Origin of the sequence: Campylobacter cuniculorum DSM 23162 = LMG 24588, from assembly GCF_002104335.1 — a bacterium.
Taxonomy (GTDB): domain Bacteria; phylum Campylobacterota; class Campylobacteria; order Campylobacterales; family Campylobacteraceae; genus Campylobacter_D; species Campylobacter_D cuniculorum.
The window spans coordinates 446189-459264 of record NZ_CP020867.1; the positions used below are offsets into that span (position 1 = coordinate 446189).

Annotated in this window: 10 protein-coding genes and 1 tRNA gene; 9 read left to right on the plus strand and 2 right to left on the minus strand. The window is 31.5% G+C overall.

The features are described from left to right. Positions 1-81: 81 nt before the first annotated feature. A complete protein-coding gene (locus CCUN_RS02295) occupies positions 82-408 on the minus strand; it encodes a hypothetical protein (RefSeq protein ID WP_027306087.1) in 327 nt (108 codons plus the stop codon). Between the two features lie 24 nt (positions 409-432). Between CCUN_RS02295 and CCUN_RS02300 the strand changes: the two genes are divergently transcribed. From CCUN_RS02300 to CCUN_RS02320, 5 genes are all read left to right on the plus strand, one after another. Then, a complete protein-coding gene (locus tag CCUN_RS02300) occupies positions 433-1431 on the plus strand; it encodes a portal protein (protein ID WP_462898040.1) in 999 nt (332 codons plus the stop codon). 622 nt (positions 1432-2053) lie between these two features. Next, positions 2054-2641 (plus strand): Panacea domain-containing protein, encoded by a 588-nt coding sequence (locus tag CCUN_RS02305; protein WP_164502906.1) that lies wholly within the window; start codon positions 2054-2056, stop codon positions 2639-2641. Continuing rightward, positions 2623-2805 carry a hypothetical protein gene (locus CCUN_RS02310; protein WP_085296628.1) on the plus strand — a complete coding sequence of 61 codons (183 nt, stop codon included), beginning with the start codon at positions 2623-2625 and terminating at the stop codon, positions 2803-2805. Before CCUN_RS02305 ends, CCUN_RS02310 begins: the two co-directional genes overlap by 19 nt. A gap of 606 nt (positions 2806-3411) precedes the next feature. Further along, entirely contained in the window at positions 3412-3972 is a 561-nt protein-coding gene (locus CCUN_RS02315) for an ImmA/IrrE family metallo-endopeptidase (protein WP_169732376.1), read from the plus strand. Further along, the gene (locus tag CCUN_RS02320; protein WP_027306085.1) at positions 3965-4417 is read left to right on the plus strand and encodes a hypothetical protein; all 453 of its coding nucleotides are present in this window, start codon (positions 3965-3967) and stop codon (positions 4415-4417) included. Before CCUN_RS02315 ends, CCUN_RS02320 begins: the two co-directional genes overlap by 8 nt. A 204-nt stretch (positions 4418-4621) precedes the next feature. On the opposite strand, the gene CCUN_RS09715 is transcribed toward CCUN_RS02320, so the two are convergent. Then, positions 4622-9610 (minus strand): LPD3 domain-containing protein, encoded by a 4989-nt coding sequence (locus CCUN_RS09715; protein ID WP_164502907.1) that lies wholly within the window; start codon positions 9608-9610, stop codon positions 4622-4624. A 213-nt stretch (positions 9611-9823) separates the two neighbouring features. Between CCUN_RS09715 and hemE the strand changes: the two genes are divergently transcribed. The 4 genes from hemE to CCUN_RS02345 all read left to right on the plus strand — a co-directional run bounded on the left by hemE (position 9824) and on the right by CCUN_RS02345 (position 13021). Further along, on the plus strand, positions 9824-10846 hold the full coding sequence (gene hemE / locus CCUN_RS02330; protein ID WP_027306070.1) for a uroporphyrinogen decarboxylase: 1023 nt from the start codon (positions 9824-9826) through the stop codon (positions 10844-10846). After that, the gene (locus CCUN_RS02335) at positions 10843-11757 is read left to right on the plus strand and encodes a radical SAM protein (RefSeq protein WP_027306071.1); all 915 of its coding nucleotides are present in this window, start codon (positions 10843-10845) and stop codon (positions 11755-11757) included. Before hemE ends, CCUN_RS02335 begins: the two co-directional genes overlap by 4 nt. A 54-nt stretch (positions 11758-11811) precedes the next feature. Then, positions 11812-11886: transfer RNA gene (locus tag CCUN_RS02340), tRNA-Asn, on the plus strand. 151 nt (positions 11887-12037) lie between these two features. Next, positions 12038-13021 carry an MnmA/TRMU family protein gene (locus tag CCUN_RS02345; protein WP_027306072.1) on the plus strand — a complete coding sequence of 328 codons (984 nt, stop codon included), beginning with the start codon at positions 12038-12040 and terminating at the stop codon, positions 13019-13021. The last annotated feature ends 55 nt before the right edge of the window (positions 13022-13076 follow it).

Below are 13076 nucleotides of genomic sequence, written 5' to 3' on the forward strand. Positions count from 1 at the left end.
TTTTATGTAAAAAGCTGTTTTTATGATTTTGCTTTAGCAAAAGAATAAAAACTTTAGCTTTCAAATATAAATACTTAATTTTTAGAATAAAAATTCAGTATTTCCTAATAGAGAGAAAATTTTAAGATTTTTAATTATAAATATAAATTTAATCAAACTAGAAAGAGCATCTTTATAGTTTTGTTTATCGTCTAAAGAAGAAAATTGTGTTTGAATCAAATGACTGAAATTTTCTATATCATTAATATTTATTTTTTCTTTTTGTTTTTCACAAAAATATAAAAGACTCTCTGCAAAATCTTTGAAATTTTTATATTCTGTGTTTTTTGAAAACTCATAAATATTTTTAAAAGTCCTGCTTCTTGCCAAATGTAGCGATGAAAAAGCCCTTTTAAAAATGGGGCTCATCCTTTCATCATCTCAAAATATCAAATCGACGATAAGGGCTTATGGTATGGACTTTTTAGAGACATTAAACCTTTGCAGGATTATGTGAATTTTGCTGAAAATCGCATGGCAAATATGATGGGCTCTTTAAAGGCATTTTTTGAAGAAGACGCGGTTTTAAATGCTGAAGAGTTTATCAATGAAGCAAGTTTGGATAATGCGATTGTCAAAGTGCGAAGCGGAGCGTTAAAAGAGAATAAATTTCAATTCATACAACATCACAACGACATCGCGACACTTTCACAAAAGGCAAATGAAAAAAGACAACTGGCTAAAATGTTAAGCGGACTGAATGAAGAAGCCTTAGGACTTGCAAACAATCGCCTCTCTGCCGCCGCTGTTTCACAACGCAAAGAAACGGGCTTGATGGGCTTGCAAGAGTATTTAAACGCGTGTGAACATATGGATAGGCTCATTTTTGAAAAAGTGATTTTTTTTATCACGCATTATTTTACCAAAGAGCAGGTGTTTAAAATCACAGATGAAAAGACGGGAGAGCGTTATTTTAGCATTAATTCAAGCGAGGATAATAAAATCAAAGTCGGAAAATTTGATCTCATTTACAAATCACAGCTTAAAACCACAGGACGCGAAGAAAGATTTGCTTACTGGAGCGAAATGTTTAAGACCATTTCAAGCGTGAGACCGGATTTAATCAGTGATATTTTGCCTTTAATGCTTAAAGACACAGACAGCCCAGTCGCTGCGGACATTGAAAACATCTTAAAAGAAAAAGAAGCGATGATGCAAGAACAAGCAAACGAACCGAATGAAATGCAAAATTTACTCAATGAATTGCAAATTGCGAAACTTCAAGCAGAAATCGCTGAACTTCAAGCAAAAGCGAAAAAATATGCTTCTCAAGGGGATTTAGCCGATTCTGTTACTTTAGCACAAAGTTTAGAACTGCAAGAACAAGCTTTAAACCCCGAACAAACAAGTCATAATAAATCGATGCAAAAAGGCGGCATTGATTTAAGATAAAGGCTTTTAAATAAACTTTTAAGACTTGACAAGACAAGATTTTAAAGGGCTTTACTAAGACGCGATTTTAGCTTGACAAGACAAGATTTTTAAGCTTGTTTTTGAAATAATATCTATTATCAATATAAAAAATCTTGTTAAAATCCTTTTTTGATAAAATGCTTATTTAAGAAGTGTTTTAATGTCTGCACTTTTTAAATCTTTAATGTGCGGATTGTTTTTTTAAAAAAACAATCCTAAATTAACCAAAAAGCCCTAAAAAAGTGAGCTTTATTTAAGCATAATTGCGTTATAATTTCATAAGTTTAAGCGGTTAATTTCTCTTGGTGGGAAAGGAGCTGATAATGGGAAATAAAATTTTAACAATTTTAATTTTATTACTCTTATTGCTGAGAGAGCTTAATAAGCTTCTCTCTTAACTTTTTCAACTGAATTATAGAATAGCCTTACTTAGCCTATGCTTAAACTAAAGTTTTTCGCTAAGAGAGTAAGGCTCTTGGCTTTAAAACCCTAAAAATCAATAAAAAATAAATTTTTAATTTAAATTAATGTAATTTATAATAATATTATTATATATAATATTTATGAATAATTGAAAATGCAAAATCAAGGGAAGAATGCGATGAAAAATAATGATGTTTCAAATAGAGCAGATAGGGATAAAATCCTCGCCATTGCTGTATATTTTCTATATCTTAATAAACTGAGTGCAACAAAAACTCAAGAAGGTATCAATGAAAACGATCGAGAAAATCCCGATGAAATTACAAAACTTAAGCTTATAAAACTTGTCTATTATGCTAATGCTCTAAGCTTAGTCTATCTTGAAAAACCTCTTTTTAAAGAAGCGATTGAGGCTTGGAAACATGGTCCCGTGATTGTTTCTTTATATGATGAATTAAAACAATACAAAAAAGAAAATTTAATGAACATAAGCTCCTTAAATGATTATGAGCGATATTCTCAATGTCTTACAGATGAGGAAAAAGAAATTGTCAAAATGGCTTTTAGAGAATATGGAGGATATACAGCCTTTAAACTAAGAGATAAAACACACAAAGAAAAGCCTTATTTGCAAAATTATGAGGAAAATAAAAATAATATTATCCCTAATGATGAAATAAGAGAATATTTTAAACAAGTTCAAGAACAAAAAACACAAGATTTGTATGAAAAGAGTGAAGAGTTTAGATGTCTGTTCAAGTCGTAACTCCTCTTATTTGGGAGTTGAATGCTTATTATAAGAATGAGGAAAAACTTTATCAAAACAGGCATTATCTTGATAGGGCTTTTTCTGCATTTGTGCCAGAAAATTTTAGTGAAAATAAAGAAGCTTTAAAGAAATGCTCTTGTAGAAATGATAAAAAATATTGATGAGAGATTCTTTGAGATTTTTGATGATGAAAAGATTAATGTTCAAGCTTATATCTTAAAAATCTTACTCACTCAAAACCCTTAAAATCGATAAACCTTCATAATCAAACAAGAACAAGCTTTAAACGCGTTTTTTATGAAAAAAAGCTTAGCTTAAATGTTTTTTTGCGTTTAAAAGTCCCTAATTAAGTTTATATTTAATAAAAAATGGTTAAAATATCACAAAAGCAGAACGATAGAAGCGTGAGCCTATCCACAACCTAAAGGGTGTTTTCTTTGTTTTAAAAGAATTTACATGTTAGAAATGGAGTGTTGGATCTTTTTGTTTTTCAATCTTTTTTTCTTGTCTTTTTTAAGGGCTCTTTTTTGTAAATAAAAAACATCTATCGTATCCGCAAGAATGCAAAGCATAAAAATAATCCAAATAGTTATATTCAATATAAACATATAGTCCAAAGAGTCCTCCTTTGCTGTGTTTTTTGTGATTTTATCAAATATTTTGTTTTTATCATAGGGTTAAAAAGAAACAAAAAATAAAAATGATAAAATTTTTTGAAAATTTTTAAGATAATTTAATAAAATTTTTAATATGATTGACTGAAACAAGTGAGGCTTAAAAATTGTCTTTCAAGGCATTTAAAGACTTTGTATAAAAAAGAGGGCGTTATGATTGTGATTTCTCCAAAAGAACAAATAAGCTTAATTGCTGATGATATACGCACAAAATATAGCACGTCTTTTCCTGTTAATGTGATTGAAATTGCAAATAATCTCGGTTTAAAAGTATATACTTATAATGAAAAAAATCCTAACATTTCGGGGATGCTTAACGCAAATAAAAAAGAAATTTTCATTAATGAAAACGATTTACCTTTAAGACAAAAATTTTCTATTGCACATGAGATTGGGCATTGGGTTTTGGATTATAAAAGCATTGCACCGCAAAAGGACATTTTTGAAATTAGCTATCGCAATGTTATTTCTAAGCAAGAACTCAAAGAAGTTAGAGCAAATCACTTCGCGGCTTGTTTGATAATGCCTGAAGAAGAAACTAAAAAAGCGTGGGCTTTAAATAATTATGATATAGATGATACTGCTAAATACTTGTCAGTTAGTCGTTCGGCTTTAACCTTTAGACTTGATAATTTAGGGCTTTTAAATGAGTGAAGACGATAAAGCTTTTATTTCTAAAACATATCCGACAGAAACTGAACAAAAGCCTAAAGAATATAAAGAGAAAACAAAAGAACATGAAGAGCTAGAATACAAAGAAAATAAAAATAATTATTGGGCTAAATCACGTTATCATGATTTATTGAAATTATTTATTTCTAGACGTTGGGTATTCTTTCTTTTTTCAGCATTCTTTTTATTATTATATTTAATAGGACATATGAATAACGATATTTATCAATCAATAGTAAAAAATATGAATGAAAATTATAAGCTTTATATAGATGTTTTTATGGATGTTTGCAAAAATTTATTAACATTTTCTTTTTATCTCTTTTTATTTTTATTGTTGTTTCCTTTAACTTTTAAACTAAGAGAACATTTTAAAGAAATATTAAATGCTTTATTAACATTTTTAAACCGCAAAGAAAGCAAATAAAAGGATACACAATAAAATCTTTTTCTTGTTAATCATCTTTTGTTGTTTTAATCATATATTTAGTGATTTCTTGCTCTTAAAATTTTCGCAAATTTTATCTGTTAAGTTTTAATTTATAGAAAATTATTATAATTATACTTGGCTATTGATAGAAACTTATCTAAGTGATGGCCGTGCTCATAACATAGTCGTAATCACGCATCTTTATTTTTGAGATGTTAAGCGTTCAATAGCCTCTTTCGTAAGCTCTCCGCTGTAATGATACATAGTTTTTAATGCAAGTTCATTATGTTTTCTTTTAATCTGCTCTATGACAATATAATTATTTTCATCCTGTGCTTTGATACTTATAAGCACGTCCTGATTGCTTCTGCTTTTTGATAGTTTTTTGATTTCTGCACTATCTGCTAAATCTTGATAATGGATAATTTCATTTAAACTTATCGGCTTTTGTCCTGTTTTCTTGACTAAAATGCTATTTTCTCCATGACGTCTTAAAATATGTTTTAAATCTTGAAAATCAATTGTCCTTCGAACGTCTTTTGGATATTTAAAATTAAGCTCTTTTGCTATTTCTTCATTAAGTTTATTGATAGCAATTTTTTTATTTTTTATAATGATATAAGTTAAAACTTCCGGGCTTAAATTCTCTTTGCCTAAAATAAACATTTTGCTCCCGGCTTGTGTGCTTTTGTCTATATTTTCAAAAATATTATATAAATCTTTATTATTTATCTTTGCTTGAGTCTTAAGTTCTCTTGCATATTTAAAACCCTTTAATACTGCTAAACTTCCTAAACCTCCGCCTAAAAATCCTAAAAGAAATTTTTGTGGATTAAAACTCACATTGCCCTCTTCATCGTGTTCTAATCCTGCTAAACTTCCTCCTGCTAATCCGCTGCCGATGTGTGCGTTTGATTGATAGATATTAGGGCTTTGCTCTCTAAAATATTTAAAGCCCTCTTTGGTTGTGTCTTTTGGGGTTGCTGTTTTGAATTCTCCCTCTGCGGTTTCTATGCTTCCTTTGTTTGTGATTTCTTTGATTTGGTTTGAATCAAAAACACTAAATTGCACATCATTAAACTTTATGCCATCATAGCCCTTGCTTTGTAAAATGCTTTTAAATGGGCTTGATATGTGTGTATAGCTTCTTTGTGAGTATTCTTGTATATCTGTATTTTTAAATGAATAAATCGCACAATCTAACTCGTTTCTTATATAATTGTATTGTAAATTTTGATAAAAATCTACGGGTTTTATGGGACATTTTATATAAGATCTTCCTAAAATCTCTTTAAGTTTTTTGCTTTTTAAATCATTAAAATTGTCCTTATAAGCTTTGCCCTCTTTGTCGATAATAACTATTTCACTGCCTTTTATGTCTAGTTCGCTTAATGTCAAGTCGTGGTTTTCAAGGTCTGTTTTAATGGTGTTAAAATAATCTTTTAACTCTTGAAAACTTTTATAATGCTCTGTGCCTATTTTATTACCCTCATCGTCCTTTATAATTTTAAAATCCTTCGCTATTTTATAATAATCTTGTTCGCTTTGAATTTTGACTTCATCCATTAAAAAAGGCTTTTTAATCTTTAAAAAACATTTTTTTAGCCCTTTTATTCCTACGTTGCCATTTTTTCTGTATAAATCAGCCTCATCTTTAGAGATTGAAAAGAAACTGCCATAACCATTTTCAAAATCTTTAAAAATCTCTACATTTTCGCTTTTGCTTCCGTGATAAAAGATTATCGGTAGTCCCTCGTTGTCTTTTGTTAAAGGGCTTGAATCTTTATGCCATTGCATCAAATCCTTAGCTTTTTGTGCATTGAAATTAAATTTTTCCTCTGCTCTTAAAAGTGGATTTTTAAACTTCATTTTTTCATTAAGATTCCTATCAGAGTAAAATGTTATAATTTCATAGTCAAGAGGTTTCGGTAATTGCGGCGGGTTAGAGTCGCCCTCCCTCTTGATGTTATTGATTACAACTCTAAATCTTACATCGTCTTTTTTCCACTCATAAACGCGTGAGCCGTTTGGTTCATTATAAGGCTCATGTTCTTTTAAAAACTCCCTTATATCCTTACCTAAACTCATTAATTCTTTATCTGTAACATAGCCTTGTTTTGTTGAATCTGTTAAGTGTTTAATCTCAATATGCTTTCCTCCCTTGTTCTTATCTCCCTTTGCATATCTTATAGCGCTGTCTATATTTTCTAAGTCCTGCTGTATAAGTGTGGCGTTTTTTCCATTGTAAGTTACATTATAAATGCCCTTTGCTTCCCTTTTTTCAAGTTCATTTAAAAGGTGGTTTGCTTGGGCTAATCTGCCTTTTTCGGTTTGTATGATGTGGTTTTTGAGATTGAACGTTTCTAAAAAGGGATATTTTTGCACGGCTTGATCGTAACCTTTTGCTAGAGTGTCGGCTAGTTCTTTTTTAAGCGCTTCTTTAAATTGCGGATTGTCTTTTAAGACTTTAAAGCCCTTTGAGAGGGTTAAACTTCCTAAACCTCCGCCTAAAAATCCTAAAAGAAATTTTTGCGGATTAAAACTCATATTGCCCTCTTCATCGCGTTCTACTCCTGCTATACTTCCTCCTGCTAATCCGCTGCCGATGTGTGCGTTTGATTGATAGATATTAGGGCTTGTTTTTGCTGGGCTTTCTAAAAGTTCTTTAGTTTCCGGCTTTGTGTTGAAAGTTTCATCATCCTTTAAGCCTTTATTTGTTAAAGTGTCCTCGTGATGAGTTGTAAAAGAAGAGTTCTCTTTACTTGGCTTTATGCTACTCATAGAGTCGATCGCCTTATGAGTCTCATCATCAATCTTTTTATAACTGCTTATAATCCAATAAGGTATTTTTTTACCTTTCCAATTATCCCTTAAGCCTATAATTTCATCATTAAGCTTAATGTTTGGTCTGCCTTTTTCATCATGATAAAAGAAACCTTTTTTAATGATATGATCTAAATTCTCCAAAACTTCGGGATGATATTTTGCAATCTTGGCTAAACCAAAACCATCGCTTTTTCCTGTTCCTGCTTCTCCCCAAACTAAGCTAATATCGCCCAAATCCTCCCTATAAAATGCTCCTTTAACCTGCCCTTGTTTTTCTTTTAACAAATGATTAATGGCTTCTTTGCCTTTATGATAAAAGGCACTAAAATTCACACCGAAAGGTTCATTTTCTAAAGGCTCTTTAGAGTCTTTTAAGGGCTTTTGTGTTAGATTTGCACTATCAGTTTTAACAATACTAGTAGGGGTTTTAAGCGGGGCATCTACCGATTGAGTTTTAACTGCCATCTCTGCATTATCCGCTTTAATGCTTAAGGGGGTGGGTTTTTCAAGGCTTTCTAATTCTAACGTGTAAATTTTATTTTTGCCTTGCTTCTTTTCAAAAAGCGTTATTTTGGCAGTTGCTTCTTTATCATTTATCTTTAAATCGCTTTTAAATCTATGCACAGCTAAAATGTTCATTCTGTGCTTGTTGTCCGCGTGTGTCTCTGTGAGTGTTGCATTTTCAAATAAATTTTTAATTTCTGCACTCGCTTTAAAATGCTCGTCTGTGCTAAATCCATTTTTTAAGCTTTTTTCCACTGCTTTATTGCTAGATATTTTATTCATCTCGCGTTGCGTTATCACTCCATGCATATTGGTTTCTTTGTTTATAATCTCTTTATTTAAAAGCGGTTGTAAATGAGCTTTTAAATCCTCTCTTAAAGCCTTAATGCCTTTTGGTGAGTCTGTGTTGAGATATAACATTTCATTTTGCGTTTCTTGTGGGCTTTCTTGCACGTCTTGTTTAAGCCCCTCTTGAGTCTTAGCGTTTAAAGACTTCTCGCTTGTGTTTTTAGCATTTTTTAAGTCTTTATTTGATATGATAGCGTTGTTTTGGTAGCCCAAACCTTGATTTAAGTCTTGTTTGCTACCCGGCCGAATGAAAGTTTGGATAATGTCGGCATTATACTCTATAGTATCATAGTCACTTAACTCTTTTTTTATCGTATTAAGTTTATTTGTTTTAAATCCTGTTAAAAGTAAATTATCGTTTTCTTTCGTAACTAAGAGATAAAAAAAGTCTTTGCCATCGCTGAATTTTTTAAGTCTTTTTTCTTTTATGATTCCATTTTCTGTTTTTTTAATGAGTATGTCCGGATTCTTAAAAGTCGGTTCAATGAGATTAAGCAAAGCAAGACGTTGCTCATTGTCTGGCTTTGAAAGCAAATGCTCTAAGAAATTATTTTTATTATTAAAAGCTTCTAAAGAAGATAAAAACTCATCAATGCTTATTGCTTTGGGCATCTTTTCGGGTTTGATAGCATTTAAAAGTTCGTTTAAATCGATATTATCAAGCTCATTTTTAGAGTCTTTTAAGCCTTGTTTGGTTAAATCATCCTTAGCGTTCTGCGTTAGGTTGTTAGCTCTGCTTAGCGATTGAGCTTCTGTTAAAGGCTCTTTTTCTTTGCTTGTTTGTTCTGCATTCTTTGCTTGTGTGGCTTCTGGTGCGTTAGCCTCTGTCTTATTTATCTGTTTTTGTTCTGCATTCTTGGCTTGGGATTCTTCTTCTTTAGCTATAAGTTTAAGATGCTCATAAAACTCATCTTCGCTTTTTTCTAAAGCTTGAGTGAATTGCTCTAAAGCTTTTCTTGTTCCGTTTGAAAAATCCCCTGTTTTTGTTTTGCTCTGCAAAATTTTCTTAAAATCACTCAAACCATCGGCATGATTTAATGCCCTTTCGATTTGAAATTTTAACGCCCTTTTGCTGATGCTTTGATCCATTGTCCCCCCGCGTAAAAAGAAAGGCAAAGATAAGTTTCTTAAAATGCTGTCCATTAAAAAATTAGTGATTTTTACCTGTGCAGAACCTTGAATGCTTGTTGCCATTGTGCTTGAGCTGCTCGTTGCCTTTGGTTCAAAGATTGAACTTGCGATTTTCACATCATTATAAAAAAGCTTGTTAAAGTCCTTTGTGTATTTGATAAAGTCTTTTGCTTCTTGGCTTTTAAATTGATAGTTATTAAGATTTTCTAACGCGTTTAAAAAGCCTTGAGAATCAAAAACATTCAAGCCATTTTTAAATTGCTTTTCATTGTCCTTATAAAGTGTATTTAATACACTGATTTCTATATCTTTAATCTCGCTTTGCCTTAAGCCCTGCGTTAAAACATCTAAATTATTAAGCTCTTTTTGCCTTATCTTCATTTTGCTATATTTTTTTATATTATTTATTTATAAATAAATTTTGTTTTTTTGAGTTTTTATGATAAAAATGCATTGATAAAACTAATAAAATATGCTATTATCTTAATCAAAAATATAAAAAATTAAGTTTTATTTTGCAGATAAATGAAAATTTATTTCATAAATTTTTGATTGATTTGAATGAAATTTTAGAGTTTAAAATAAAGGAAAATAATGATATTTATCGATGCATGTTTTAAAAAATCCACACCTTACACTCCGGTTTGGATGATGCGTCAAGCAGGACGATACCTTAAAGAATATATGCAAGTACGTGAACTTGCAGGTGATTTTCTTTCACTTTGCAAGGATTATAAAAAAGCGAGTGAAGTGAGTTTGCAACCTGTGGAAATTTTAGCTGTGGATGCAGCGATTATTTTTTCAGATATTTTAGTTGTTCCGCTTGAAATGGGCATGGATTTGAAGTTTGAAAAAGGCGAAGGTCCTGTTTTTGCAAATCCTATTTGCACAAAAGAAGATTTAGAAAAACTTGAAATTCAAAAGGCTGTGAAAAAACTTTCTTATGTTTATGATGCCTTAAAGCTCACTCGCGACAAACTTGCTAAGGATAAAGCTTTGATAGGATTTTGCGGCAGTCCTTGGACGATTGCAACTTATATGATAGAGGGCAGGGGTTCAAAAAATTATGCTCAAGCTAAAAAAATGCTCTATCAAAATCCTGAATTTTTACACGCCCTTTTAAGAAAATTAAGCGAGGTTTTAAAATTTTATTTAGAAGAGCAGATTAAGGCTGGAGCAAATGCGGTGCAGATTTTTGACAGCTGGGCAAATGCTTTAGAAAAAGAAGCTTTTTTTAAATTTTCTTTTCAATATATGCTTGAAATTTCAGATTTTATAAAGGCTAAATATCCGCATATCCCTGTGATTATCTTTCCTAAGGGTATTAGTGGGTATTTAGATGAAATTGAAGGAAATTTTGATGTTTTTGGTGTGGATTGGAGCACCCCCTTGCAATTAGCTAAGGATAAATTAAGCCCTCAATTTACTTTACAAGGCAATATGGAGCCTTGCAGACTCTATGATAAAAATGCTATCAAACAAGGTGTGGAGGAGATTTTAAAGATTATGAAAGCAAGGTCTCATATTTTCAATCTCGGACACGGAATCTTACCCGATATTCCTGTTGAAAATGCAAAATATTTCATCAATTTAGTCCAAAGGCTTTCACAAAAATGAAAATCGTTTTTGGTCCCGTAAGCTCGAGACGTTTTGGGCTTTCTTTGGGTGTGGATTTAAGTCCTGCTTTAAAACAATGTAATTTTGATTGCGTTTATTGTGAGTTAAGTCCTGCTAAAAGCATACAAGCACAAAATTCTGTTGTGAGTGTTGAAGAGATTTTACATGAGATAAATGTGAATTTAAACAAGGGGCTTGAATTTGATGTGCTGACCCTTACGGCAAATGGAGAACCTTCACTTTATCCACATTTAAAAGAATTAATCACTTCTTTAAAAAAACTGCTCAACAATAAAAAAATTCTCATACTAAGCAACGGCACAGCAGTTTTGCATAGGGATAAATTTGAAGCTTTGCTTGAACTTGATATTGTAAAATTCAGCCTTGATAGTGTAATTTCTAAGACTTTTTATAGAATTGATAGGGCTTTAAAGAGTATTGATTTAAATTTAATGATAGAAAAAATGGCAGAATTTAGTAGAATTTTTAAGGGTGAGCTTGTTATGGAAATTTTAGTTGTTGCGGGATTAAATGACAATGAAAAGGAATTTAAAGCCTTAGATGAGGCTTTGGAAAAGATTTCTCCCTTAAGAGTGGATTTAAGCACTATTGATAGACCTCCATCTTATCCCGTTAAGGCTGTGAGTGAGCAAAAACTCAATGAACTTGCCACTTTTATAAAAAGTGTGCCTGTTTTAATAGCCCAAAGGAATTTCAGTGAAAAAAAAATAAGATTGAGCAAAGAAGAGCTTTTAAAAATGCTTCATTTGCGTCCTCAAAGTCAGATGGATATTGAGTTGAAATTTGATGATGAGACTCTTAAAAATTTCAACGAGCTTTTAGCTCAAGGATGTATTAAAATTCTTAAATTAGCAGGAGTAAAATTTTATAAAGTGGATAAAAATTATTAAAAAAGGCTTGACAAAGGACTATAATTTTAATATAATCACACTTTATTTTATTTTTCCGGATTAGCTCAGCGGTAGAGTAGGCGGCTGTTAACCGCTTGGTCGTAGGTTCGAATCCTACATCCGGAGCCATTTAAATTCTCAATCCTACGATATTTGAAAAATTAAAAAATACATTATTATAAAGCCCAGTCCATTAAAATTATTTATTATGAGGCAAATGCAGATGAGTCTCAATAAAATTTTGCTACAATTGCATAAAATTTTATACAAGGTTAGGATAATGAAAGCACTTGCTCTTTTTAGTGGTGGGCTTGATAGTATGCTCGCAATGAAACTTATAAGTTCTCAAGGTATAGAAGTTAAAGCTCTGCATATTAACATAGGTTTTGGCGGGAGTGTCGATAAAAGTGCCTTAATGAAAAAACGTGCAGCTATGGTGGGAGCAAGTTTTGAGATGATTGATGTCCGCAATGCCTATTTACAAAAAGTACTTTTTAATCCTCAATACGGCTATGGAAAGCACTTCAATCCTTGCATTGATTGCCATGCTTTTATGTTTAAAACCGCACTTTCCATGCTTGAGAGTGAAAAAGCGAGTTTTATCATCACAGGTGAAGTTTTAGGACAACGTCCTATGAGCCAAAGAAATGATGCTATGGCAAAGGTTAAAAAACTTGCTTTAGATGAAGAAAATTTAATCTTGCGTCCTATGTGTGCTAAAAATTTACCTCCAACAAAACCTGAAATTGAAGGCTGGGTGGATAGAGACAAGCTTGAGGGTATTAGCGGACGTAGTCGTAAAAGACAGCTTGAACTTGCCGCTGAATTTGGCTTAGAGGATTTTGAAAGTCCGGGTGGAGGCTGTTTGCTCACTCTTGAGAGCTTTGCAAAAAAGATAAGGGATTTCATAAAATTTGATGAAAATATGGAGGTTAATGACGCTCAACTTCTTAAGTACGGCAGACATTTAAGACTTCCAAAAGGTGCTAAGATGATTATAGGACGCAATGAACTTGAAAATGAATTTTTGCGTCAGCTTAAAACCGATAAGTATGAAGAAATCAAACTTTTTGATTTGATAGGAGCGTATTCTTTGGTGGATAGCAAGATTGAAAAAGAAGATTTAGACCTTGCTTTAAAAATCGCTCTTACTTATACAAAAAACGAGCAAGGTAAGAGCTATAAACTCGGTTTTAAAGATAAAGATTATCAAAGTGTAGCTTTTGAAGATAAGACTAAAATCAGTGAATTTTTCGTGAATTAAAATAAAGCTTTTCAATTTAAATTCGCAATCACTAATCAAAATTTTTAAGATAAAA

Bases quoted from the DNA above. Each gene is read 5' to 3' on its own strand.
- CCUN_RS02320 (WP_027306085.1), top strand. From the start codon at position 3,965: ATGAGTGAAGACGATAAAGCTTTTATTTCTAAAACATATCCGACAGAA.
- CCUN_RS09715 (WP_164502907.1), bottom strand. From the start codon at position 9,610: ATGAAGATAAGGCAAAAAGAGCTTAATAATTTAGATGTTTTAACGCAG.
- CCUN_RS02335 (WP_027306071.1), top strand. From the start codon at position 10,843: ATGAAAATCGTTTTTGGTCCCGTAAGCTCGAGACGTTTTGGGCTTTCT.
- CCUN_RS02345 (WP_027306072.1), top strand. From the start codon at position 12,038: ATGAAAGCACTTGCTCTTTTTAGTGGTGGGCTTGATAGTATGCTCGCA.
- CCUN_RS02310 (WP_085296628.1), top strand. From the start codon at position 2,623: ATGTCTGTTCAAGTCGTAACTCCTCTTATTTGGGAGTTGAATGCTTAT.
- CCUN_RS02305 (WP_164502906.1), top strand. From the start codon at position 2,054: ATGAAAAATAATGATGTTTCAAATAGAGCAGATAGGGATAAAATCCTC.
- CCUN_RS02295 (WP_027306087.1), bottom strand. From the start codon at position 408: ATGAGCCCCATTTTTAAAAGGGCTTTTTCATCGCTACATTTGGCAAGA.
- hemE (WP_027306070.1), top strand. From the start codon at position 9,824: ATGATATTTATCGATGCATGTTTTAAAAAATCCACACCTTACACTCCG.